The sequence below is a fragment of the Niveispirillum sp. genome, assembly GCF_052437035.1.
Taxonomy (GTDB): domain Bacteria; phylum Pseudomonadota; class Alphaproteobacteria; order Azospirillales; family Azospirillaceae; genus Niveispirillum.
This window is the reverse complement of the sequence record NZ_JBQVOH010000004.1, coordinates 155,328-178,653: the sequence shown is the minus strand read 5'-3', so window position 1 is coordinate 178,653 and position 23,326 is coordinate 155,328. Positions and strand designations below refer to the sequence as shown.

The following is a 23,326-nucleotide window of genomic DNA, read 5'->3' as shown; positions in this document are numbered from 1 at the left end:
TTCGCCCATCTACCGCGCTTGACCGGCAGGTGCCCGCCGGTCAAAAGTCGCGCTCCACCTATTTCCAACTCCTATCAGGGGAAAAGCCATGTCGTCGGCTGAAGTGCCCGTTTCCAGCGCCCAGGTTGCCATTACGCTGCCCGATGGCAGCGTGCGGACCTATGCGCAGGGCACTACCGGGGCCGACGTGGCCGCCTCCATCGCTAAGTCGCTCGCCAAGGCCGCCCTGGCCGTGAAGATCGACGGCGTTGTCCGTGACCTGGCCCTGCCGCTGCAGGCCGATTGCAATCTGGCGATCATCACGGACAAGAACGAGGCCGACGCGCTGGACCTGATCCGGCACGATGCCGCGCACATCATGGCCGAGGCGGTGCAGGAGCTGTATCCCGGCACGCAGGTGACGATCGGCCCCGCCATCGCCACGGGCTTCTATTACGACTTCGCGCGCGACACGCCGTTCACGCCCGACGATCTGGTGAAGATCGAAAAGCGCATGCACGAGATCGTGGACGAGAACCGCCCCTTCACGCGTGAGGAATGGGACCGGACCGAAGCCATCGAGCATTTCAAGTCCATCGGTGAGAAGTACAAGGCCCAGATCATCGAGGATCTGCCGGCGTCCGAAACCATCACCATCTATCGTCAGGGCAAGTGGTACGATCTGTGCCGCGGGCCCCACCTGCCCAGCACGTCCCGTGTCGGCCATGCCTTCAAGCTGATGAAGGTGGCCGGTGCCTATTGGCGCGGCGATGCCAAGAACGCCATGTTGCAGCGTATCTATGGCACCGCCTGGCGTACCGAAAAGGAACTGGCCGATCACCTGCACCAGATCGAAGAAGCAGAGAAGCGCGACCATCGCAAGCTGGGCCGCGAAATGGACCTGTTCCATGTGCAGGAAGAGGCGACGGGGTCGGTGTTCTGGCACCCCAAGGGCTGGGCGCTCTACCGGAGCCTTGAAAACTACATCCGCGCCAAGCTGGTCACCGCCAACTATGTCGAGGTGCGCACGCCGCAGCTTTATGATTCGAGCCTGTTCAAGGCGTCGGGTCACTGGGACCTGTATGGCGACAACATGTTCAAGGTCCGGGAATCGGTGTCCGAGGACGGGGTGGAGAAATATCTGGGCGTTAAGCCCATGAACTGCCCCGCCCATGTGCAGATTTTCCGCCAGGGCCTGAAGAGTTATCGCGACCTGCCGCTGCGCATGGCCGAGTTTGGCAATTGCCACCGCAATGAGCCGTCGGGCGCCCTGCACGGTATCTTGCGCGTGCGCAATTTCACCCAGGATGACGCGCATATCTTCTGTACCGAGGATCAGGTCGGCAGCGAGGCGAAGGAATATTTCGCGTTGCAGCTGGGCGTCTATAAGGACCTGGGCTTCGACAAGATCGCGGTCAAGCTGGCCCTGCGCCCCGACAATCGTCTGGGGGACGATGCCACCTGGGACAAGGCCGAGGAAAGCCTGCGTGTGGCCCTGCGCGCCAACGGTTTGGAGTTCGAGGAGTTGCCCGGTGAGGGCGCGTTCTATGGCCCCAAGGTAGAGTTCCACCTAACCGACGCCATCGGCCGTTCCTGGCAGTGTGGTACCCTGCAGCTGGATTTCCAGCTGCCAGAGCGTCTGGATGCCTCTTATATCGGGCAGGATGGGGCCAAGCATCGCCCCGTCATGCTGCACCGGGCCATCCTGGGCAGCCTTGAACGTTTCATCGGCATGATGATCGAACATTATGCCGGCAAGTTCCCGCTGTGGCTGGCCCCCACCCAGGTGACCGTGGCCACCATCGTGTCGGACGCGGACGCCTATGCCGAACAGGTGGCGGCCAAGCTACGCCGGGCCGGCCTGCGGGTAGAACTGGACATCCGAAACGAGAAGATCAACCTGAAGGTCCGCGAACATTCGCTCCAGAAGGTGCCGGTCATGCTGGTGGTTGGTGCGCGTGAGGCGGAGCAGGGGACGGTCGCCGTGCGCCGTCTTGGCTCCAATGCGCAGGAAATCCTTGCCCTTGACGCTGCCATTGCTAATCTGTCGGAAGAGGCGCGTCCGCCCGCGGATACCGCCTCGACCGATTCTGCGTTCTAAAACTACCTCGAACCCCGTATAATAACGGATCGCCGCTCGCCCGCGCGCCAAAGCTGCCGCCGGGCGGCGGTCCCAGGAAAACAGGAGAAGTTTCCATAGCCAGGCCTACCTCCCAAGACCGCGAACCCCAACGCGACGGTCCCCGCATCAATCGCGAAATCAATGTCCGCTCCGTGCGTCTGGTTGACGCCGAGGGCGAGATGGTTGGTGTCGTCAGCCTGCGCGATGCCTTGATTGCTGCCGAGGACGCTGGCCTCGACCTTGTCGAGGTCAGCCCCAACGCCGATCCGCCTGTCTGCAAGATCCTCGACTATGGCAAGTACAAGTACGAGGCGCAGAAGAAGGCCAACGAGGCCCGCAAGAAGCAGAAGATCATCGAGGTTAAGGAAATCAAGCTGCGTCCGAATATCGACGAGCATGATTACGAGATCAAGATGAAGGCCATGCGCCGCTTCCTGGAAGAAGGCGACAAGGTCAAGGTAACCATGCGCTTCCGTGGCCGTGAAATGGCTCACCAGGATATCGGTATGGCCGTTCTGGTGAAGGTGCGCGAGGCACTGGACGATCTGGGAAAGGTCGAACAGATGCCGAAGCTGGAAGGCAAGCAGATGATCATGGTTCTGGCGCCGCGCTGACCGGCTGCCCCCGATGATCAAAAGAAAAGGCCGCATCCCAGGGGATGCGGCCTTTTCTTTTGGGTGCTCCCCCTGAGAACCGGTTATCTGACGATGTCAGTGCGGACTTCTTTTGATTGCGAGCGCGTTTTCTTCGTCATCCCGGCGAAAGCTGTGACCCAGCATGAGACGTGGTTAGCGCTGATATGGCTCATATCGCGGCGGACGCCGCTCTACGCGGGGTCCCCGCCGGCTTTGGTGGTGCTTCCAGTCAACGTAAACCGGATCTAGTGCGCTGCTGGCTTCTCCGGCGCGACATAGCGGAAGCTGATGCTCTTGGCCTGGGTGCCTTGGTTCTCGGGCCGGCGCGACTCGAATTTCGTGGACTGGTTGGGGAACAGGCGGCGCACGGGTGGCACGATGCGCCAAGCGTACAGTTCCTTACCGTCCTCCCCGACGGCGACGGCCTGGATATCGGGCACATCGCGCTGACTGTCGGACTTGTTGGCGATCTCTCCCGATACGAACAGCATGTTGATGCCTTCGATGTCGCGGATTTCAACCTTGGTGGTCTTGGGATCGCCCGGTTCCGACAGGCCCGTGCCCGGCAGTTCGGCCAGCCCCGCCATTTCATAGAGCGGGAAGGCGGCGGGCCAGGCCTGGATGACCATGTCCTTGCCATAGAACAGCCCGGCCCCGATGCCGCCCACGGCCAGTACCAGCCCGGCCCAGGCCGCCATCGCGGCCCGCCGGGCCTTGGATTGGCCGGGCAGGGCCGGCAGGTTGCTACCCTTCGGGATGGGGCGTGGCCTGAAGGGCCGGGCCAGCCCCATATCATCGGCGTCGGCGTCGAATCGCTTGGAATCGAATCCATCGCTGTCGCCATCCCCGCCCAGATTCCCGAATCCAGCCAGATCATCGCCCGGCGGATCATCGAACAGGTTGCCGCGTGGCTCCTCCATGGGAGGCGGCGGAGGTGGCGGAGGTGGGGGGGGAGAGACGGCGTTGCGGGCCGCAGGGCGGCTTGCTGGCGCACTGCCGCCGCCGCCGGCACCGGGCCGTTCCACGACGGCCAGAGGGGCTTTTGTCGACGCTGCCGGGCGTTGTGCGGCGGGCGCGCGCTGTGCAGGTGCCGGGGCTGCTGCGGACCGGGAAGGCGGCGGCGGCGCCACCGCCATGTTCGGCTCAGCGAACCAGACGTTCCCGCACTGGCCGCATTTCACCTTGCGGCCCGCACCCAGAAGACGCCCGTCGAGCATGAAACGTTTTGCGCAGGACGGACAGGACAGGATCATCGGGTCGGGGCGCCGGGGTACGGGGTGGATCGGAAATTGGAAGGCGAACGGCGATGCCGTCCGCGCCAATCCCTTATAGGCGGGCGCGGGCATCCTGTGCAAGGACGGGGCGGAAAGAAGCGCTACCTCCGTCGGACGGGGTCTGCCGGCTTTACCTTGCCGTCCGCCCATGCCATTCCTGTCGCTGACCGACGGGCCGGGATGAACGGCCCCCCACAGCCGGAACAGGGACCGATGCGCCGCCGCGCCCATTTCGACATACCGCTGAGTCAGGACGCGACGGGGCGTTTCCTGCCCTGGATCATCGCCCTGATGGTCTATCTGGCGGCGCTGGCCCTGGCCGTGTCGCTGATTCTGTCGGGTCTGGCGCGGCGCTGGGACAGCGAACTGACGGCGGGCATGACGGTACAGGTGGCACCCACCGGCACCGCCAATGCTCGCGAACTGGATGAACGCGTGCGCAAGGTGATGGACGCCCTGTCGGCCAGCGCCTTTGTCGCGACGGCCAGCCGCCTGTCGGACGCCGATGCCCGCGCCCTGATCGAACCTTGGCTGGGCGAAGGGGCGCTGGTTTCGGAACTGCCGCTGCCGGTGCTGATCGATGTGCGTCTGGCCGACGGGGCCAATGTCGCCGACCTTTCCGAACAGCTGAACCGCGCCGCGCCTTTTGTGACGGTGGAGGACCCGGCCCGCTGGCTGGGTGACCTGCGCCGACTGGCGCGGACCGTTCAGGCCGTGTCTGTCGGCATCATCGCGCTCATCGGCGGGGCGGGCGTCATCTCCATTATCTTTGCCGCATCCTCCGGATTCGCGGTGCATCGGCAGGAGGTGGAGCTGCTGCATGTCATGGGCGCCACCGACGGCTATGTCGCGGGCCAGTTCCAGACGCATATGCTGCGTCAGGCCTTGCTGGGCGGCGGTGTCGGCTTCCTGCTGGCGCTGGCCACGCTCTGGGGCCTTGAACAGGCGGGGCAGGGGCTGGGCGCGTCGCTGCTGCCCGACATGGCCCTGTCGCTGCGGGATTGGGCGTGGCTGCCTGTTGTGCCGGTGGTGGCGGCGCTGTTGGCGGCCCTGACGGCACGGCTGACTGTCATGCGGGCGCTGGGGCGTCTGCCGTGAGCGGACATCCGGCTTCCCGGCAGTTGCGCAGGCTTGTGCTGCTGGTCACCCTTCTGGCGGGGACCTGGGCCGGTGGCCTGTTCCTGTTTGCGGCATCGCTGCCGCGTCAGGCGCCCGAGGACGATGTCCGCACCGATGGCATCGTGGTGCTGACCGGTGGCAGCGAGCGGCTGTCGGTCGGGTTTGACCTTCTGCGCGCTGGCCGTGCCCGCAAACTCTTCATCTCCGGCGTCTATCGCGGCGTGGATGTGCGCGAATTGCTGGCCATCTCCTCCAAGTCGGGAAACGACCTGGAATGCTGCGTGCAGCTTGGCTATGACGCCGACGATACCGAAGGCAATGCGGTGGAAACCGCGCGCTGGATGGAAGAGGAAGGTTTCACCAGCCTGCGGGTGGTGACGGCCAATTACCATATGCCGCGCAGCCTGGTGGAATTCCGCCGCGCCCTGCCCGGTGTCACCCTGGTCCCCCATCCCGTGACACCGCAGAAGGTGCGCCTGGACGGGTGGTGGAGCTGGCCCGGCACGGCAGAGCTGATTATCGGGGAATATAACAAATATCTGCTGGCCGTGGTCCGCGCGGCCCTGACGGCCCCGCGCCCGGCGGTCTGACCCTACGGCACCGGCTATGGACAGGGCGGGGTCCTTCCGGTTAAGTGCAGGCGCCCGCCGATCTTCCGGACCAGATGCGCATGATTTTCCTCCGCTCTCTGCTGTTCAACATCCTGTTCTTTGCCTGGACGGCGGTTTACTGCACCTCGATCTTCTGGACGCTGCTGTTCCCCCGGCCGGTCCTGATCGCGGCCATCCGCTTCTACATGCGCAGCCTTTCCTTCCTGGAACGCCATGTCATCGGCCTTCACTATGACGTGAAGGGGGTCGAGCACCTGCCCAGGGATGGCGCCTATCTGGTGGGTGCCAAACATCAGTCGATGTGGGAGACCATGAAGCTCCACCTGCTTTTCCGCGATCCCGCGATCGTGCTGAAGCATGAGCTGATCCATATCCCGCTTTGGGGCTGGTACGCGTGGCGGGCCCGCATGATCCCCGTGAAGCGCGGCAAGCGCGGGGCGGCCATCGCCTCCCTGGTGCGTGGCGCCAAAGAGATGAAGGAGATGGGGCGGGAGATTGTGATCTTCCCGCAAGGCACCCGTGTGGCCGTGGGCGAGTACCGCCCCTATAAGGTTGGCATTTCGGTCCTGTACGACGAACTCAAGGTGCCGCTGGTGCCCATGGCTGTGAATTCCGGCGTCTTTTGGGGTCGCAAGACCTTCCTGAAACGGCCGGGTCGTATCACCATCGAATTCCTACCCCCGATCCCGCCGGGCCTGCCCCGGGATGTGGCCCTGTTCGAACTGGAGGCGCGGCTGGAAAGCGCCAGCAACCGGCTGGCCGTTGCTGTCGGGGGCGCTGCCACGCTGAACCCGCGCACCGCCGATCCTGGCAATGCCGGGGCGGTCCCGGTTGATGTCGAAGGCTGAAACGACAACGCCCCGCAGATGCGGGGCGTTTTGCATTTCAGATGGCGTTTGCCTGTGATCAGCCGCGGCTCTTGAAACTGCGCAGCTGGCTGTTCAACTGCATGGCCAGCGTGCTCATCCGGCTGGTCGCTTCGTTATAGCGGGCGGTGATTTCCGGGGTGAAATTGCCCTTCGCCTCCGCCTCCAGGCAGGACAGAAATTCCTGCGTCTCCACGATATAGGCCTTCACGGCATCCTGGGCCTGGTTCATCTCGGTCGGCGCAGCGGTGGCACCATCGGGCACGGTGGGGGCGTTGTTGATGGCGCAGGCGGCAAAGGCGGGTGCCGGCAGCAGTGCCAGGGAGGCCAGCAGCAGGGCGGAACGGGTCTTGGTCAGCATAAGGCGGCCTCCTCTTTCATGTGGCGTCGCAACATGTCTTCCGGTCTGTCGTGTAAAGACGATGCCATATTGAGGAGGAAACGCAACAGTTTGAGCTTTTACTTTTGTGCATTGCAACCAACATAAGCTATGCACGAACAACTGTCACAATTATGTATATTTTGTACTCGGAAGGCATCGATATCATTAGATAATTACCCCGCATTCGAGATAATTCCCGGCTGCCCATTTTCTGAACATTTATGAGCCTTTCGGCGACGCAGACCGCACAAATTCGCGGCCCACATCTGTCGATACCACCCCTTCCGCAGTGCGGTATGAGCGCTTATGTCTGCGGCCAGGGGCGAGACATCAGAAATTACAGGAATACCCATCGTGAAGACCAAACTGTTGATGGCGGTTGCCGCCATGCTGCTCGCCGCCACTGGTGCCGCCCGTGCCGAAGATGGTCCCTATGTCGCTGCTTCCGTCGGTGCCTTTGTCGGCAATGACTATACGCATGCGAAGACCTGGAAGACCGCCAAGGGCAACGCTGACAAGAAATACGCCAGCACCATCGCCGCCGGTTACCGGCTGGACGATTTCCGCTTCGAACTGGAAGGCGGCTTTGGTCGTCTGGCCGATATCACGGGGACCAAGTCCGCAACCGTGACCCAGCCCAATGGCGATCTGTCCATGTGGACGGCGCTGGCCGGCGCCTATTACGACATTCCCGTCACCAAGAAGTACCAGCCCTATGTCGGTCTGGGCGGTGGTGTTGCCGACCTGAAGAATGACAGCAGCCTGCTGGTCGTCAAGGAAGGCACCCACGGCGCGCTGTTCGCCGAGGCTGGCCTGAACATGGTGGTCTGGGATGGTCTGACCGTTGCTCCCGGCTATCGCTACCTGTGGGTGGATGCCAAGGGTGGTGGGTCCGATTATGTCACCAGCCACATCGTGAAGCTGACGGCCCGCGCCAGCTTCTGATGAAGTAAAGCCTGCCCCCCAGGGTGGTGAAAGCCACCCCGGGGGGCAGGGATGCAAGCCCCTGTGGTGATTCCCCTTTTCACGCGGGCCGTTCGGGTCTATATACCCATCATCTTTATCCCATACGGACCGGCCAGCGACCTTCGTTGGCAGGCTGGTCTGCTTTGCGGGTGGGCCTTTGGCCCGCCTTTTTGTTTATCTGGGCTCCGCTTATCCGGCATCGCGCCGGGCGGCGGGTGGAGTTGGAACGCGAATGGACGTGCTGGAACGCATCGGTGGCATCATCACCCCCTCGGTCGAGGCCATGGGGTATGAGATCGTGCGCCTGCAGATTTCCGGTGGTGAGCGCCCGACCTTGCAGATCATGGCTGATCGCACCGATGGCGGGGCCATGACGGTGGAGGATTGCGCCGACATCAGCCACGCCGTTTCCGCCCTGCTGGACGTGGAAGACCCGATCACATCGGCCTATACGCTGGAAGTATCCAGCCCTGGCATCGACCGACCGTTGACCCGCCTGAAGGATTTCGAGCGGTTCAAGGGTCTGGAGGCTCGTATTGAGACCCAGATGCCGATGGATGGGCGCAAGCGCTTCCGCGGCACGCTTTACGGTGTCGAAGGCGAGAATGTGCTGATCGCCCTGGACGCGAAGACCTCTCAGCCGCCCAAGCGCAAGCCGGGCGCGAAGGTTTCGGCCAAGGCGAAGCCGGTGGAAATTGATCCGGGTCTGGTGGAAGTGGCGGAGATCCCCTTCGCCGAGATCGCCAAGGCCCGGCTGGAACTGACCGATGAGTTGCTGAGCATGGCGGCTTCCGAACAGGGGCTGGCTGCTGGCACCGAGGGCGGGCAGATGGATGTGGACGACACGGCCAAGCCGGTGAAGCGTCCCAAGGCCGAGAAGGCGTCCAAGAAGAAGGGTCCGGGGCGTTTCGCCCGTCCGGACCAGGATGAACAGGATATTGTGACCACCGATGGCCCTTCCGACGCCGATGCCGGCGCCGGGACGGTCTGACGATCAGGATAGAAGGCAGGGTTCGCCAGGATGGAACTGCTTCAAGTAGCCGACGCGGTCGCCCGCGAGAAGAATATCGACAAGGAGCATGTGCTCGAAGCCATGGAGGAGGCCATCAAGAAGGCTGGCCGCTCCAAATATGGGCACGAGCACGACATCCGCGCCCGGATCGACCGCAAGACGGGCGATATCCAGCTCACCCGCCACATGGAAGTGGTGGAAGAGGTGGAGAATGAGGCCGTGCAGGTGACGCTGGCCAAGGCGCGCCGCAAGAGCCCGAAGGCGCAGCTTGGCGATTTCATTGTCGACCCGCTGCCGCCCATCGATTTCGGCCGCATCGCCGCCCAGACCGCCAAGCAGGTCATCGTGCAGAAGGTGCGCGAGGCCGAGCGCGAGCGTCAGTATAATGAATATATCGACCGCAAGGGCGAGATCGTGAACGGTCTGGTCAAGCGCGTCGAATATGGCAATGTCACCGTCGATCTGGGCCGCGCGGAAGCCGTGCTGCGCCGCGATGAGTGCCTGCCGCGCGAGCATTTCAAGACCGGCGACCGCGTCCGCGCCTACATCTATGATGTGCGCAAGGAACCGCGCGGCCCGCAGATCTTCCTGTCGCGTACCCATCCGATGTTCATGGCCGGCCTGTTCAAGGCTGAAGTGCCCGAGATTTATGACGGCATCATCGAGATCAAGTCGGTGGCCCGTGATCCGGGCAGCCGCGCCAAGATCGCCGTCATCTCCAAGGACAGCTCCATCGACCCCGTCGGTGCCTGCGTCGGTATGCGCGGTTCCCGCGTTCAGGCCGTGGTGGGCGAGCTGCAGGGCGAGAAGATCGACATCATCCCCTGGAAGCCCGATCCGGCCACCTTCGTCGTGAACGCACTGGCCCCGGCCGAAGTGGCCAAGGTCGTGCTGGATGATGAAGGCAACAAGATCGAGGTCGTGGTGCCCGATGACCAGCTGTCGCTGGCCATTGGTCGCCGTGGTCAGAATGTCCGTCTGGCGTCGCAGCTGACGGGCTGGACCATCGACATCATGACCGAGGCCGAAGAGCGCGAGCGCCGCCAGACGGAGTTCTCGTCGCGGTCGGCCCTGTTCATGGAGGCCCTGGACGTCGACGACATGATCGCCCATCTGCTGGTGAACGAAGGCTTCACCTCGGTTGAGGAAATCGCCTTTGTCGACCTGGACGAACTGACCCGGATCGAGGCGTTTGACGAGGATGTGGCCGCCGAGCTGCAGAATCGCGCCGTCACCTTCCTGGAACAGCAGAACGAGATCCTGGAAACCAAGCGCCGCGAACTGGGCGTGGAAGATGATGTCGCCAATATCGAGGCGCTGTCGCCGGCCATGCTGGTCAAGCTGGGTGAAAAGGGTGTCAAGACGCTGGACGATCTGGCCGATCTGGCCGGTGACGAGCTTTTGGACATCATCGGCAAGGATGCGATGACGCTGGACGAAGCCAATGAGGTGATCATGGCCGCCCGTGCGCATTGGTTCGCCGACGAGGAAGGGGCGGAAGGCTGAGGCCTTCCGATCCGTTTGAGTTTTGAGTGATTTGGGAATGCAAGGCATGAGCAGCGGCACAGATACGACGCCCGGCTATCCGCCGGAACTCGACGCCGAGGCCCAAGCCGATGAACCCGAAGCCGTGGCGGGCCGCAAAAGCCCGCTGCGCCGCTGCATCGCCAGCGGAAAGGTCCAGGACAAGGCGGGCATGATCCGCTTCGTTGTGGGGCCGTCGCTTCAGGTGGTTCCCGATGTGGACGAAACCCTGCCCGGCCGTGGGCTTTGGTTGACGGCTGAGGTGGGATTGGTTGAAAAGGCCCTGAATAAGAGTCTTTTTGCCAAGGCTGCGCGCCAGGGCGTGAAGCCCGTGCCGGACCTGTTGGTGCTGACGCGCCGGCTGATCCGCCGTCGGGCCCTCGGTCTGATTGGTCTTGCCCGTAAGGGCGGGGGTGCCATCGCGGGTTTCGAGAAGGTACAGGCTGCATTGCGTTCCGGTTTCATAGGCCGGGCGGGCGGTGCGGGCCAAAAGAGTGTAGGGTTGTGGTTAGAGGCATGTGACGGGTCCGACGATGGTCGGACCAAGCTGCATGCCTTGGCACAGGCGCTGGGTGTGCCGCTGGTCGATGCCTTCGACCGGTCGGAACTGGGGGCTGCTCTGGGCCGGGAAGAGGCGGTGCATGCGGTGATGGCGGCGGGTCCGTTGGCACAGCAGGTCCGCCGCGAGGTTGCACGGCTTTCCGCCCTTGGCGGAACGGCCGCCTGAGTCATTGGGCGGATGTGTTAGGTTTCAACGGCTTACTGTCGGATTAGGGATGAGCGATACCAACGACCAAAACCGCGACAAAAAGGTGCTGACCCTGGGTGGTCGCCCGACGCTTGGACTGGGCGGGGCCAATAAGCCGAAGCAGGCGGCCCCTGCACAGCCCGCAGCGGCAGGCGGCGGCGCAGGCGCGTCCGGCACCGTGCGCCAGAGCTTCTCGCATGGACGCGGCAAGGAAGTGGCGGTCGAGGTCAAGCGCAAGAAGACCTTCGAGAAGGGTGCCATTCCCGGCGTCGCCGATGGTGGTGCCGCTGCCCGGCGCGCTGCTGAGGGTGCGGCCGGTGGCCGCGGGCCCCAGCCGCGCGGCAATGCTCCCCGGCAGTTGAGCGACGCCGAACGTGAGGCGCGCATCCGCGCCCTGCGTTCCGCCGCCGAGGCCGAGGGCGAGCGCGTCATTCAGGAAGCTGCCGAGGCCGAGGCCCGCGCCATCGCCGAAGCGGAAGCGGCTGTCGCCGCCGAAGCTGCGGCACGGGCCCGCGCCGAAGCCATTGCCCGTGCAGAGGCCGACGCCGCTGCCCGCGCGTCGGAGCCGATGGACGAGGACACGGTTCGCCGTCGCGAACTGGAAGAGCTGCGCGCCATCCAGGAGGCCGAGAAGGCCGCCGCCGCCGAGGCCGAGCGCCGCCGCAAGGATGCGGAGGACGCTCGCAAGGCCGAAGCCGCCAGCCGTACGGAAACCAGCCGGTCGCGTCACGCTGCCCCGGCTGCATCGGATGATGACCGTTCGGCACGCCCGGCCGGCAATCGTCCCGCCAACACCACGCAGGAACAGCCTGCCGCTCGTCCGCCTTTGGGTGTGACGCCGCGTCCCGGCGATTTCGAGGACGAAGATGGTCCTCGCCGTGCCAAGGTGGCCGGCGGTCCCGGCAAGGCGCCTGCCAAGGTGCCCGCGGCCCCCGTCAAGGCCAAGGTCGACGACAAGCGTCGCGGCGGCAAGATGACCATCTCGCAGGCCCTGTCGGACGAGGAAGGCCGTCGTGGTCGTTCCATGGCCGCTGCCAAGCGTGCCCGTGAGCGTGAGCGTCTGCGCCAGTTTGGCCGTCAGGAGACCCAGAAGGTCACCCGCGACGTCATCATCCCCGAAGTCATCACCGTCGGCGATCTCGCCAACCGTATGGCCGAGCGCGGTGCCGATGTTGTGAAGTCGCTGATGCGCATGGGCGTGATGGCCACCATCACCCAGACCATCGATGCCGATACGGCTGAACTGGTCGTGCAGGAGCTGGGTCACCGTCCGGTTCGCGTTGCCGAAAGCGACGTGGAAATCGGCGTGATGGGCAACGAGGATGTGGCCGAGGATCTGGTGTCCCGTCCGCCCGTCGTCACCGTCATGGGTCACGTCGACCATGGCAAGACCTCGCTGCTGGACGCGCTGCGCAAGACCGACGTTGCTGGCCGCGAGGCCGGTGGCATCACGCAGCATATCGGTGCCTATCAGGTGCAGCTGAAGTCCGGGTCGAAGATCACCTTCATCGACACGCCGGGTCACGCCGCCTTTACCGAGATGCGTGCCCGTGGCGCCAACGTCACCGACGTTGTGGTGCTGGTCGTGGCCGCCGATGACGGCGTCATGCCGCAGACGATCGAAGCCATCCGCCACGCCAAGGCGGCGGGTGTGCCGATCATCGTCGCCATCAACAAGTGCGACCTGCCCTCGGCCAAGCCGGACCGCGTCCGCCAGGAACTGCTCCAGCATGAGCTGGTCGTGGAAGGCATGGGCGGCGACGTCCTGGACGTGGAAGTGTCGGCCAAGGCCGGCATCAACCTGGACAAGCTGGAAGAAGCCATCCTGCTGCAGGCCGAAATCCTGGAGCTGAAGGCCAACCCGCGTCGCACCGCCGATGGCGTTGTGGTCGAGGCCAAGCTGGACAAGGGCCGTGGTCCGGTTGCCACCGTGCTGGTGAAGCGCGGTACCGTGAAGGTCGGCGATATCGTGGTTGCCGGTTCCGAATGGGGCCGTGTCCGCGCGCTGGTTAACGATCGCGGCATCAATGTCCCCGACGCCCCGCCGGCCATGCCGGTTGAGGTGCTGGGCCTGGGCGGCGTGCCGCTGGCCGGTGAAGAGATGGTCGTGGTCGACAGCGAAAGCCGCGCCCGCGAAATCACCGAGTACCGCGCCCGTAAGAAGCGCGAAGCCGAGAGCGCCAAGTCCGGTCGTGGTTCGCTGGAACAGATGTTCAAGCAGATCCAGGCGGGCGAAGCCAAGGAACTGCCCATCGTCATCAAGGGCGACGTGCAGGGTTCGGTCGAAGCCATCTCCGGCGCGCTGGAGAAGCTGACGGCGGAGCATACCGAGGTGAAGGTGCGCGTGCTGACGTCCGGTGTGGGCGCCATCACGGAAAGCGACATCACGCTGGCCAACGCGTCCAAGGGTCTGGTTGTCGGCTTCAATGTCCGCGCCAATCCGCAGGCCCGCGACATGGCCAAGCGCGACGGCGTGGAAATCCGCTACTACTCGATCATCTACAACATCATCGATGATGTTAAGCAGATGCTGACCGGCATGCTGTCGCCGACGCTGCGGGAGAAGTTCCTGGGCAACGCGCACATCCTGCAGGTCTTCAACATCACCAAGGTCGGCAAGGTTGCGGGCTGCCGTGTGTCGGAAGGTATCGTCAAGCGCGGTGCCAAGGTCCGCCTGCTGCGCGACAATGTCGTGATCCACGAGGGTACACTGAAGACCCTGAAGCGCATGAAGGACGAAGTCCGCGAAGTGCGCGAAGGGTTCGAATGCGGTATGGCCTTCGAAAACTACGACGACATCCGCGAAGGCGATACGATCGAAGCCTTCGAGATGGAAGAAATCGCCCGCGCCCTGTAATCGGGTCTTGGGTGATGTGATAAAGGCCGGTGCCAGCGATGGTGCCGGCCTTTTTCTTTTCCGAACTTGCCCTCACCCTCCCACTGGCTGGCCTTGATGGGAACATAAGGGCAAGCACGAGGCAAAACCTGATCTCCATCTTCTGCTGGCCTTTCCCTGTTTCACAGCGTTTCATAGGAAACGTGGAAGGAAAAGCCGCGACCCGCGCGGCGTCTGGGAGATCATAAATGCCCAAACTTGCCCAAAATCTGATCTGGATCGTCATCGGTGTCTTCGGTGCCGCTTGCCTGGGCGGGATCGCCCTGCACCGGGGGGAGACGATCAATGCCCTGTGGTTCATCGCGGCGGCCTTTGGCATCTATGCCGTCGCCTACCGGCTTTATGCCGGCTGGATCGTCACCCGTGTGCTGGTAGCCGATCCCAGCCGGGCGACGCCAGCCCTGCGTATCAATGATGGGCGCGACTATGTGCCGACCCATCGCTGGATCACCTTCGGCCACCATTTCGCCGCCATTGCCGGCGCCGGCCCCCTGGTCGGGCCGACGCTGGCGGCGCAGTTCGGCTATCTGCCGGGCACGCTCTGGCTGCTGACCGGTGCCGTCATCGGCGGCTGCGTGCAGGACATGGTGGTCCTCTGGGCTTCCACCCGCCGCGATGGCCGCACGCTCGGCCAGATGGCGCGGGACGAGCTGGGGCCGGTGGCCGGCGGTGCCGCCCTGGTCGGCACCCTGCTGATCATGGTGCTGATCGTGGCCGTGCTGGGTCTGGTCGTCGTCAATGCCATGAAGCACAGCCCCTGGGGCACCTTCACGGTGGCCATGACCATCCCCATCGCCATCCTGGTTGGAATCTATATGCGCAGTATCCGGCCGGGCCGGGTGCTGGAAGGCTCGCTGATCGGGCTGGCGCTGCTGTTGCTGGCCACGGTGGGCGGCGGCTGGGTGGCGCATGACCCGGTGCTGGGGCCTATGTTCAATTTCGATGGGCCGGCACTGGCCCTGATGGTCATCGGCTACGGCTTCTTCGCGGCCATCATGCCGGTCTGGCTGCTGCTGGCGCCGCGTGACTATATCTCCACCTTCATCAAGATCGGGGCCATCCTGCTGCTGGCCTTCGCGGTTGTCATATTGCGGCCCGAGTTGCATATGCCGGCCCTGACGCAGTTCACCGACGGCACCGGGCCGGTGGTGGCGGGCGGGCTTTATCCGTTCCTGTTCATCACCATCGCCTGCGGTGCCGTTTCCGGCTTCCACGCGCTGATCAGCGCCGGCACCACGCCCAAGCTGATCATGTCCGAAAAGGATCTGCGGCTGGTCGGCTATGGCTCCATGGCTATGGAAAGCTTTGTCGGCGTCATGGCCCTGATCGCGGCCTGTGTTCTGGACCCCGGTGTCTATTTCGCCATCAACAGTAGTGCCGGCATCGTCGGTGCCACGCTGGAAACGGCGACGGCCACCATCACTTCCTGGGGCTTCCCCGTCACGGCGGAGCATATGCAGGAACTGGCGACGGCCATGGGGGAGACGACGTTGCTGGCCCGTACCGGCGGTGCGCCGTCGCTGGCCGTCGGCATGGCACAGATATTCGCGGGCGCCTTCGGGCAGAACCTGCTGGCGCTCTGGTACCATTTCGCCATCATGTTCGAGGCCTTGTTCATCCTGACGGCGGTGGATGCCGGCACCCGCGTGGGCCGCTTCATGCTGCAGGATCTGTTGGGCAATATCTGGAAGCCGCTGGGTGATACCAAGGCACGGGGACCGGCCATCGTCTGTTCGGCCCTGTTCGTGGCCAGTTGGGGTTACTTCCTTTATATCGGGGTTATTGATCCCTATGGCGGTATCAATATCCTCTGGCCGCTGTTCGGCATCTCTAACCAGATGCTGGCCGCCATGGCGCTGGCCATCGCCACCACCATCATCGTGAAGAAGGGCAAGGCCGCCTACGCTTGGGTCACGGGGCTGCCCATGGCGTTCCTGGCTGTCACCACCACCTATGCCGCCTGGCTGAAACTGTTCGATCCCAACCCGCGCATCGGCTTCCTGGCCGGGGCCAACGCGCTGGAAGGCAAGCTGGCGGCGGGGTCGCTGTCGGGTAAGGCGCTGGAGTCTGCACCGCAGTTGATCTTCAATCAGCGGCTGGATGCCGGGCTGACGGTGTTCTTCATCATCGTGCTGTGGGTGATGATCATTGAGATGGCCCGCATCTCCCTGCGCCATGTGCAGGGTCAGGCGGTGCCCGCTTTGTCGGAAGCACCCTATGTCGATGTGGCCAGCTTGCCGCAGCCGACCGGTGCGGGAGGGCATTGATCATGATGGCGGGACCGGCCCATTTCCTGCGCACGGCCTGGACCGTTTTACGGGAAGTATCGGGCGATGCGGCGTATGAAAATTACGCCGCCCGCCATCGCGAACGCCACCCGGATCAGCCACTGCTGGACCGGGAGGCGTTCTACTTGTCGGAGCTCGAACGGCGATGGAGCGGGGTCAACCGCTGCTGCTGACGCCGGATCAGGCGTCATTGGCGGCGGGTAGCTCACCGATCGACATGGGTTCGTGGTCGGGGAAGCGGTCCAGCAGGGCGTCGGCTTCTGCGGCCACCGGCCCCCGGTCGGTGATAAAGCCGGTGATCAGCGACAAAGGCAGGATGTCGGCGCCCGGTGCCGTGATGGTGCCGGGCCCCAGCGCCTGCCAGTTGATGGCGGCGGCGGGAAGGCAGACATGCAGCGGTGCGCCCGCCACCTTGGCCGCCCGCGCCAGATCGCCGGTCCCGGTGGGGACCAGAACGTCACCGCGCGCACTGGCCCGGATGGCGGCCACGAACAGCCGCTCCACCACCCCCCGCTGGACAAGATCCAGGGCGCCGTCAAGGTCGCAGGGGCTGTGCGGAATGCCCGCCTCCACCATCTCCCACGCGGCCAGCGGGCCGATAGTCACGACCTGCGGCGGGGCGATATCCTCCCCCAGCACACCACCCGTGGCCCGGCGCAGATCCACCTGTTCTTGTGCCAGAAACAGGCCGGCGGACGCGGCACCCCATCCCACCGATGACAGCCAGCCCGGTTCGGCGGCCAACAGCAGGGTCTGCGGCTTGCCGTCGCCGCCACCCGCACCGACTCGGCGCAGCATGCCCATGGCGTGGCGACCGATGGCAAGGTTGCCGGCCAGTTCCTCCGCCGCGATGGCGTCGGCCTCCATATAGGCGCGGTGGGCGCGTTCGGCGGGCGGGGTGACATCCAGCACCTCCCGCATCCGGTCCAGGACACCGCGCAGACGCGGGCAGCGGGGATCGGTGGCGGCCAGCGCGTGCCAGGCCGTCATGACGGGGACTATGTCGGGATCGCGCCGTGCGGCCAGGGCCAGCCCATAACCCGCTAGGACGGAAATCAGGCCCGGCCCCCGCACCACGCCGCCAACAATCGCACCCAGCACTTCACCTACAGAGGCGACGCGGCGAATCTGGCACTGCGCGGGCAGCCCGGTCTGGTCGATGACCTCCACGCCCCAGCCATCATCCGCCAGCCATATCGACTGGTGTCGCATGTAGCGGCGTGGAGAGGCGGCAGCGGGCATGGGGTTCCTGTTTCCGTTTGCGCACCCACCATGGACCGCCGCTGCGGCGCGGGTCAAGCTGCCTTACCCTGTCCGAAAGCACGGGGGACGATTTTTGCCCCGCTAAGCGGCAGACAGTTGTTCAACAAAACCGCTAACATTGCGGCGCAGGTCGCCCGCCTGTCCGGCCACGCCATTGGCCGTGCTGGTTACCTGACGGGAGGTTTCCCCGGTTTCGCCGGCAACACCGACCAGACCGTCCAGATCCTGACGGATATCCTCCGTACCGACTGCTGCCGCCTGCACATTGCGGGTGATCTCGGCGGTGGCGGCGGACTGTTCCTCCACCGCCGCTGCGATGGCGCCTGTCATGCTGCGGATCTGGTCGATGGCGGTGACGATGCCGCCGATGGCCCCGACGGAACCACGCGTGGCACTTTGTACCCCCTCCACCCGGCGCCTGATATCTTCCGTCGCGGATGCCGTCTGGTTGGCCAGCGCCTTGACCTCCGACGCCACGATGGCAAAGCCGCGTCCCGCGTCGCCGGCCCGCGCCGCCTCGATGGTGGCATTCAGCGCCAGCAGGTTGGTCTGGGCCGCGATCCCGTCGATCAGATCCACGATCTGTCCGATCTGGCCCACCGTGTCGGCCAGATCGGCAATGTCGCGGGCCGTGCGCTGGGCGCCGTCGGCCCCCTCGCCGGCCAGGGCTGCCACCTGCGTTGCCTGCCGGCTGATCTCCCGGATGGAGGCGGCCAGTTCCTCTGTGGCGGCGGCCACGGTCTGCACATTCGCGCTGGTGCGGTTTGATGCCTCGGCGGCGGCACTGGTGCGGTCGGCGGCGGTGGTGGCGGCGCGCTGCAATCCGCCGGCCTGGTTCTGCAAACCATCTGCATTGCCGGCCAGTTCGGTGACGATCGCCTCCATCCGGCCCACGAATTCTTTTACCAGACGTTCGCGGTTGATCCGGCGTGTGGCCATCGCGGCCTCCGCTTCCTTCTGTTCGCGGGCAAGCCGTTCCGCCCGCTCCATCCCGTCGCGGAACACGGCAACCGCGCGGGCCATTTCCCCGATCTCATCCGACCGGTCAGTATCGGCCAGTTTGACATGCAGATCATTGGCGGCCAGCCGGCCCATGGCCCCGATCAACCGGTTCAGGGGCGAGGTCACACCCTTCAGTGCCACCACCAGCGACAGGCCGATACCGCCCAGGGTGCCCAGCAGCGCCGTCAGCGACAGGGTCCAGCTGGTCAGCCGTTCCATGGCATGCAGTTCGCCGGTCAGGGCCGCGACCGCCTTCTCCAGCGTCGTGATATAGGGGTCGGTCTGTTCGGATGCGGCGCGTTCGGTGCTCCGCACCTTGTCCCGGAACAGGGCGTGGGCGTCAGCACTTTTGCCATCCATGGCCAGGGTCCGCACGTCCCGCAGGGCGGCGATCACCGGGGTCTGGCTGGCGGCGATGGCGGCAGGATCACTGCCCGGCACCGGCGGCGGCAGGGTGCGCATGGCGGCCACCGCCGCCTCCATGGTCGCCAGCCTTTTATCGAACCGGGTGGCGATGGCGGCCCTGCCATCGGCGGGTTCGAAGATCAGGTTCAGGGCGTCGCGCTGCAACGCGCGGCTGGTGGAGCGCAGTTCGCCTGCGGCCAGTGCCGCCTCATTCGCCCGGTTCAACGCCTCTGTCGCGCCATTCACGCGCGCCTTGGACCACAGCGCAGTGGCGGTCACGACCAGGGCGACCAGCGACAGGATGGCCACGGGGGCCAGAATCTTCATGGAAAGACGCATTAATGCCGCTCCCTTTTTTGACGAAACGCCGCGAAACGGAAGGGAAAGCTGGGCCAAGGAGGTCCTGGGCCGATATATGCAGGTGAAAGTAGAGGATACGCCGGTCCGTGGATCGGGGAAGGGGCGATTGCGGTCCTGATGGATAGGGTTCCGATTATTTCCGGCCATCGCCATTCTGGAACCTGTGCGGCGGCACGAAAAGGGGCGTGCCGATGGTTTCAGCACGCCCCTTTCCGACAAGTCCCTGTCAGCCGATCAGCACCCGCAGGGCAAAGGCCTCCATCGCGTCGGGCAGATAATCGGCCAAGCCCGGGGCCAGGGCATCGTAGCGCGCGCGGAAATCGGGATGCGTGCGGTAGATGTCGGCCAGACCCGCATAGGCATTAGCCTCGGGGCGGCGTCCCCAACTGGCGGCTACCCAATCCAGATGCCGGTTCAGCATCGGATCAAGCCGGGGATCATCAGCCTCAATCCCGTCCCGCAACGCCTGGGCAATGGCCACCTCCACGGCGGCCAGTTCGGCCATGTGCGCCGGCTGATCCAGTCCGGTCATGGCCTGCTTGGAACGGCTAATATCGGTCCGCACGGCGGGGCCATAACGCCCAGCCAATCCTCATATCCCGCCTGCTTTTCGGGGCTGAACCCCTGGTACAACGTCTCGGCATCCATCACGGATTTTCCTTCCAGTAGGGTGATGGTGCGGTCGATGGTGGTGACCAGTGCACGGTATCGTTCCGCCTCGGCCAGCAGGTGCTGGCGCTGGACGCGCAGGGCGTCCAGCCGGTCGAAGCCTGGGGCGTCCAGCAGCCGGGCAATCCGGGCCAGCGGCAGTCCCAGTTCCCGGTGCAGCAGGATCTGTTGCAGGCGCAGCAGTTCGTCTGCCCCGTAATAACGGTAGCCGTTTTCCCCCGTCACGGCGGGTCGCAGCAGACCGATATGGTCGTAATGGTGCAGGGTGCGCACCGACACACCGGCCAGTCGTGACAATTGGCTGACGGTATAACGGCTCATCCCCCGGTCCCTTCCATGTTCCACACGCCCATTCTTGCTGGGTTATGACGCGGCGTCAGGGTCAAGGGGGGAATTAAAACAGATCGTCGATCTCGCTCTGGTCCATGGTAACGGCGGGGTTACTGTCCTGCACGCTGCCATGGACGATGGCGCTGCCCCGGTCGACCAGGGCCTGCAAACGCTGCCAGTAATCGGCGGCGGTAAAGCCCAGCATGTCGGCATCGTCGCGCATAGCCGACAGGTTGGCCACCGCCTCCACGATCAGGCTGTTCATATCGTTGATCGCATCGTCGAACGGTGCCCGGAACTCGGTGGGCACATGATCATAGGCTTCGATGGCCAGCGGCGCGAAGGCCAGGCCCGATTCCTCGAAATGCTGACGGTAGGTCTTGGGCGTCCAAGCCACGATCTCGTCCAGCATGTCGGGCATATCGCCCAACATGGACAGCAACATGATCACTTCATTGAAATGATTGAAGTAATCTGTCGACAGCAATGTCCTGTCGTCGATCGTCGTATCACGGACAAGTTGGCGGTAATGGTCGAACATGGACGTATCTTGCATGGCATGGTCTCCATACCACAATGTTCGCTAACAATATCCCTAAAATTCCATCTACCCTGTCATCCCCACACCTCAAACCCATTTCCCTGTTGAACAATCCTTGTGCAGATATTGGGGGGAAGGGAAGGGGTAAGTCCCTATCCTTACGGTGTTTCCGGTTTCCCCGGCTGCCAACCCCGGGCGCGCCTTAGGACTTCTTCCGCTGTCACCCCCTGCTCGCGCAGGGTGCGGATACCTGTGGCGCCGTCGCGTTTGGACAGCCGCTCCCCCCGGTCGTTCAACAGTAGATCGTGATGGTGGTAATCCGGTTTCGGCAAGGACAGCAGCGCCTGGAGCAGGCGATGGACATGGGTAGCCTGGAACAGGTCCACACCACGCGTTACCAAGCTCACCCCCTGGATGGCATCATCGACAGTAACCGACAGGTGATAAGAGGTACGGACATCGCGCCGCGCCAGCACGATATCGCCCAGCAGGCCAGTGTCCGCCGTCACGATCCCCCGCCCCCGGTCATGCCAGGTCAGGGGGCCGGTCAGGCTGGCAGCCTTTGCCACATCCAGGCGGGTGGCGTGCGGTTCCCCCGCTGTCACGCGCGCGGCGGCCACATCCGGGGGCAGGTTGCGGCAAATGCCGGGATAAAGCGGCCCCTCCGGCCCCACGGCCACCAGATGCGGGGCATTGCCGGCCCGCGCAATCTCATCCGCGATCTCCTTGCGTGAACAGAAGCAGGGATAGGTGACGCCCAGAGTCGCCAGCCGGTCCAGCGCCGCGGTATAGTCATCCATATGGTCGGATTGCCGCCGCACCGGTTCTTCCCAGCGGAAGCCAAGCCAGGCCAGATCCTCCTTCAGCATCACCTCATAATCCGGGCGGCAGCGGTTGGGGTCGATATCCTCAATCCGCAGCAGAAAACGCCCGCCGGCCTGTTGCGCGGCATTCACGGCGAACAGGCAGGAATGGACATGCCCCAGATGCAGGAAGCCTGTTGGGCTGGGTGCGAATCGGGTAATGACGGGGAGGGCGGGTTCAGTCATGCATTGGCACCGGGGATGGGGGCGGCGCCCCTGCTCTCACGACATATACCCCCAATGGGTGGCGGGTCACAAGCCAAGCGACCACAAGGGCTTGCGTGTCGTTTCTATTGCAGGCGCGTGATAATTGCGGATTACGCATGCCGGGCGGGTTGCCAGAAGGGGTCGGGTCGTTATATCAAGATGCCCGACGTTCCGGCCTGCCGCCAACCTGTCCGCCGCCCGATGCCGACAGTCCCGAAAGGGTCCTGACGGGTGGAAGAAGGCGGGGCTCCGGGGGTCGGGAACACCGACGGAACGGCGCTTGGGGGTGCAACTTGTCACCACCTTATGATGGGTGTCCTGCCTTGGTGCTGAATGCGGATTTCCGTCCGCTCAGCTATTTCCCGCTCTCGCTCTGGTCATGGCAGGATGCGGTCAAGGCCGTGTTCCTGGACCGCGTCAACATCGTCTCTCACTATGACCGCGTGGTCCGGTCGCCACAGCTGGCGATCCGGCTGCCCAGTGTCATTTCGTTGAAGGAATATGTGCCCGCCACGCGGCGGCCCGCCTTCACCCGTTTCAACGTGTTCCTGCGTGACCGGTTCACCTGCCAATATTGCGGGCGCTGGTTCCCGACGCATGAGCTGACTTTCGACCATGTCATCCCGCGCTGTCGGGGCGGGCGGACCAGTTGGGACAATGTTGTCACCTCCTGCTCGGCCTGCAATCTGGTCAAGGGCAGCCGCCTGCCCAACCAGTGCGGCATGCACCCGATGCAGGAACCGTTCGCCCCCACGGCGTACGAGCTGCAAGAAAATGGCCGCAATTTCCCGCCCACCTTCCTGCATGACAGCTGGCGCGACTTCCTGTCCTACGATGATATCGGGGACGAGGTGGCGGCCGATCCGGGTGAGGATTTGCCGGGCGCCGCCTTCCCCGCCTCCATGACCAGCGCCGAATATTGGGGCGCCGAACTGGAGCAGGGCTGACGCGCTGGCAAGGGCCGCCGGATTGCCCAGCATCCCCTTCCATCCCGCCTTTTTATGGTGGTGTTGAAAGGTCCGCTTCGGCGGGCCTTTCTTCCGTTATAGGCCGGTGTGGAAGCTGCCGGGTGGCATAGGCTTTGTCTTACCCCGAAAGTTACACCCCTTCCGGCAAGTTGGATGGTTGAAGCGTGACGCGTACGCATTAATTCTAAATTAGCTGTTTTCAATGCTTTCGGAAAAGCAGCGGTGAAAGTCAATAAATCAAAAGGCTGAATTATATCTAAAATCCAATCGATCAAGAGGAGCGGCATTTTATTCTG

20 protein-coding genes and 1 pseudogene are annotated in these 23,326 nt (G+C 64.2%); 13 read left to right on the top strand and 8 right to left on the bottom strand.

What is annotated here, in order from left to right:
- Positions 1-88: 88 nt before the first annotated feature.
- Together thrS and infC are read left to right on the top strand one after the other, a co-directional pair.
- Positions 89-2,080, top strand: coding sequence for a threonine--tRNA ligase (gene thrS / locus ACT6Q8_RS12615; RefSeq protein WP_054166938.1), 1,992 nt, complete (start codon positions 89-91; stop codon positions 2,078-2,080).
- 95 nt (positions 2,081-2,175) lie between these two features.
- Positions 2,176-2,715, top strand: a complete 540-nt coding sequence (gene infC / locus ACT6Q8_RS12610) for a translation initiation factor IF-3 (protein WP_054166937.1) — start codon at positions 2,176-2,178, stop codon at positions 2,713-2,715.
- 266 nt (positions 2,716-2,981) lie between these two features.
- On the opposite strand, the gene ACT6Q8_RS12605 is transcribed toward infC, so the two are convergent.
- Entirely contained in the window at positions 2,982-3,989 is a 1,008-nt protein-coding gene (locus tag ACT6Q8_RS12605) for a zinc-ribbon domain-containing protein (RefSeq protein WP_444739386.1), read from the bottom strand.
- A gap of 234 nt (positions 3,990-4,223) precedes the next feature.
- On the opposite strand from ACT6Q8_RS12605, the gene ACT6Q8_RS12600 reads away from it, so the two are divergent.
- From ACT6Q8_RS12600 to ACT6Q8_RS12590, 3 genes are all read left to right on the top strand, one after another.
- A complete protein-coding gene (locus tag ACT6Q8_RS12600; protein WP_444732799.1) occupies positions 4,224-5,108 on the top strand; it encodes a cell division protein FtsX in 885 nt (294 codons plus the stop codon).
- Positions 5,105-5,719 (top strand): YdcF family protein, encoded by a 615-nt coding sequence (locus tag ACT6Q8_RS12595; RefSeq protein ID WP_054166934.1) that lies wholly within the window; start codon positions 5,105-5,107, stop codon positions 5,717-5,719. Before ACT6Q8_RS12600 ends, ACT6Q8_RS12595 begins: the two co-directional genes overlap by 4 nt.
- An 80-nt stretch (positions 5,720-5,799) precedes the next feature.
- On the top strand, positions 5,800-6,588 hold the full coding sequence (locus ACT6Q8_RS12590) for a lysophospholipid acyltransferase family protein (protein WP_054166989.1): 789 nt from the start codon (positions 5,800-5,802) through the stop codon (positions 6,586-6,588).
- A gap of 58 nt (positions 6,589-6,646) precedes the next feature.
- On the opposite strand, the gene ACT6Q8_RS12585 is transcribed toward ACT6Q8_RS12590, so the two are convergent.
- Complete coding sequence (locus ACT6Q8_RS12585) at positions 6,647-6,967, bottom strand: hypothetical protein (protein WP_444732800.1); 321 nt, start codon at positions 6,965-6,967, stop codon at positions 6,647-6,649.
- 375 nt (positions 6,968-7,342) lie between these two features.
- Here ACT6Q8_RS12585 and ACT6Q8_RS12580 point away from each other — a divergent pair, with 375 nt between their 5' ends.
- The 7 genes from ACT6Q8_RS12580 (at position 7,343) to ACT6Q8_RS12550 (ending at position 16,595) form a co-directional block, all read left to right on the top strand.
- On the top strand, positions 7,343-7,933 hold the full coding sequence (locus tag ACT6Q8_RS12580) for an outer membrane beta-barrel protein (RefSeq protein WP_054166932.1): 591 nt from the start codon (positions 7,343-7,345) through the stop codon (positions 7,931-7,933).
- A 253-nt stretch (positions 7,934-8,186) separates the two neighbouring features.
- On the top strand, positions 8,187-8,945 hold the full coding sequence (gene rimP, locus ACT6Q8_RS12575; protein ID WP_082372104.1) for a ribosome maturation factor RimP: 759 nt from the start codon (positions 8,187-8,189) through the stop codon (positions 8,943-8,945).
- 30 nt (positions 8,946-8,975) lie between these two features.
- Complete coding sequence (gene nusA, locus ACT6Q8_RS12570; protein ID WP_054166931.1) at positions 8,976-10,472, top strand: transcription termination factor NusA; 1,497 nt, start codon at positions 8,976-8,978, stop codon at positions 10,470-10,472.
- Positions 10,473-10,518: 46 nt separating this feature from the next.
- On the top strand, positions 10,519-11,217 hold the full coding sequence (locus ACT6Q8_RS12565) for an RNA-binding protein (RefSeq protein ID WP_054166930.1): 699 nt from the start codon (positions 10,519-10,521) through the stop codon (positions 11,215-11,217).
- Between the two features lie 49 nt (positions 11,218-11,266).
- Positions 11,267-14,095 (top strand): translation initiation factor IF-2, encoded by a 2,829-nt coding sequence (gene infB / locus ACT6Q8_RS12560; RefSeq protein WP_444732801.1) that lies wholly within the window; start codon positions 11,267-11,269, stop codon positions 14,093-14,095.
- Positions 14,096-14,322: 227 nt separating this feature from the next.
- Positions 14,323-16,401: a carbon starvation CstA family protein gene (locus tag ACT6Q8_RS12555; protein WP_444732802.1), complete on the top strand. Its 2,079-nt coding sequence runs from the start codon at positions 14,323-14,325 to the stop codon at positions 16,399-16,401.
- Positions 16,402-16,403: 2 nt separating this feature from the next.
- Positions 16,404-16,595, top strand: coding sequence for a YbdD/YjiX family protein (locus tag ACT6Q8_RS12550; protein WP_444732803.1), 192 nt, complete (start codon positions 16,404-16,406; stop codon positions 16,593-16,595).
- A 7-nt stretch (positions 16,596-16,602) separates the two neighbouring features.
- Here the strand turns inward: ACT6Q8_RS12550 and ACT6Q8_RS12545 are convergent, their stop codons facing one another.
- From ACT6Q8_RS12545 to gluQRS, 6 genes are all read right to left on the bottom strand, one after another.
- Positions 16,603-17,664, bottom strand: a complete 1,062-nt coding sequence (locus ACT6Q8_RS12545) for a hypothetical protein (protein WP_444732804.1) — start codon at positions 17,662-17,664, stop codon at positions 16,603-16,605.
- Positions 17,665-17,766: 102 nt separating this feature from the next.
- Positions 17,767-19,431, bottom strand: coding sequence for a methyl-accepting chemotaxis protein (locus tag ACT6Q8_RS12540; protein WP_054166925.1), 1,665 nt, complete (start codon positions 19,429-19,431; stop codon positions 17,767-17,769).
- A gap of 247 nt (positions 19,432-19,678) precedes the next feature.
- Positions 19,679-19,984, bottom strand: coding sequence for a TipAS antibiotic-recognition domain-containing protein (locus ACT6Q8_RS12535; RefSeq protein WP_444732805.1), 306 nt, complete (start codon positions 19,982-19,984; stop codon positions 19,679-19,681).
- Entirely contained in the window at positions 19,981-20,442 is a 462-nt protein-coding gene (locus tag ACT6Q8_RS12530) for a MerR family transcriptional regulator (protein ID WP_444732806.1), read from the bottom strand. The genes ACT6Q8_RS12535 and ACT6Q8_RS12530 overlap by 4 nt, the downstream gene beginning before the upstream one ends.
- Positions 20,443-20,515: 73 nt before the next feature.
- On the bottom strand, positions 20,516-21,007 hold the full coding sequence (locus tag ACT6Q8_RS12525) for a hypothetical protein (RefSeq protein ID WP_054166923.1): 492 nt from the start codon (positions 21,005-21,007) through the stop codon (positions 20,516-20,518).
- A 143-nt stretch (positions 21,008-21,150) separates the two neighbouring features.
- Positions 21,151-22,041 carry a tRNA glutamyl-Q(34) synthetase GluQRS gene (gene gluQRS / locus ACT6Q8_RS12520; RefSeq protein WP_444732807.1) on the bottom strand — a complete coding sequence of 297 codons (891 nt, stop codon included), beginning with the start codon at positions 22,039-22,041 and terminating at the stop codon, positions 21,151-21,153.
- Between the two features lie 314 nt (positions 22,042-22,355).
- Between gluQRS and ACT6Q8_RS12515 the strand changes: the two are divergent.
- A pseudogene (locus ACT6Q8_RS12515) lies at positions 22,356-22,898 on the top strand (HNH endonuclease); the annotation flags it as partial.
- Between the last annotated feature and the right edge of the window lie 428 nt (positions 22,899-23,326).

Bases quoted from the DNA above. Each gene is read 5' to 3' on its own strand.
- ACT6Q8_RS12565 (WP_054166930.1), top strand. From the start codon at position 10,519: ATGAGCAGCGGCACAGATACGACGCCCGGCTATCCGCCGGAACTCGAC.
- ACT6Q8_RS12540 (WP_054166925.1), bottom strand. From the start codon at position 19,431: ATGCGTCTTTCCATGAAGATTCTGGCCCCCGTGGCCATCCTGTCGCTG.
- ACT6Q8_RS12535 (WP_444732805.1), bottom strand. From the start codon at position 19,984: ATGACCGGACTGGATCAGCCGGCGCACATGGCCGAACTGGCCGCCGTG.
- infB (WP_444732801.1), top strand. From the start codon at position 11,267: ATGAGCGATACCAACGACCAAAACCGCGACAAAAAGGTGCTGACCCTG.
- rimP (WP_082372104.1), top strand. From the start codon at position 8,187: ATGGACGTGCTGGAACGCATCGGTGGCATCATCACCCCCTCGGTCGAG.
- ACT6Q8_RS12525 (WP_054166923.1), bottom strand. From the start codon at position 21,007: ATGCAAGATACGTCCATGTTCGACCATTACCGCCAACTTGTCCGTGAT.
- ACT6Q8_RS12530 (WP_444732806.1), bottom strand. From the start codon at position 20,442: ATGAGCCGTTATACCGTCAGCCAATTGTCACGACTGGCCGGTGTGTCG.
- ACT6Q8_RS12555 (WP_444732802.1), top strand. From the start codon at position 14,323: ATGCCCAAACTTGCCCAAAATCTGATCTGGATCGTCATCGGTGTCTTC.
- ACT6Q8_RS12590 (WP_054166989.1), top strand. From the start codon at position 5,800: ATGATTTTCCTCCGCTCTCTGCTGTTCAACATCCTGTTCTTTGCCTGG.
- ACT6Q8_RS12550 (WP_444732803.1), top strand. From the start codon at position 16,404: ATGATGGCGGGACCGGCCCATTTCCTGCGCACGGCCTGGACCGTTTTA.
- gluQRS (WP_444732807.1), bottom strand. From the start codon at position 22,041: ATGACTGAACCCGCCCTCCCCGTCATTACCCGATTCGCACCCAGCCCA.
- ACT6Q8_RS12605 (WP_444739386.1), bottom strand. From the start codon at position 3,989: ATGATCCTGTCCTGTCCGTCCTGCGCAAAACGTTTCATGCTCGACGGG.
- nusA (WP_054166931.1), top strand. From the start codon at position 8,976: ATGGAACTGCTTCAAGTAGCCGACGCGGTCGCCCGCGAGAAGAATATC.
- thrS (WP_054166938.1), top strand. From the start codon at position 89: ATGTCGTCGGCTGAAGTGCCCGTTTCCAGCGCCCAGGTTGCCATTACG.
- ACT6Q8_RS12600 (WP_444732799.1), top strand. From the start codon at position 4,224: ATGCGCCGCCGCGCCCATTTCGACATACCGCTGAGTCAGGACGCGACG.
- ACT6Q8_RS12585 (WP_444732800.1), bottom strand. From the start codon at position 6,967: ATGCTGACCAAGACCCGTTCCGCCCTGCTGCTGGCCTCCCTGGCACTG.
- ACT6Q8_RS12545 (WP_444732804.1), bottom strand. From the start codon at position 17,664: ATGCCCGCTGCCGCCTCTCCACGCCGCTACATGCGACACCAGTCGATA.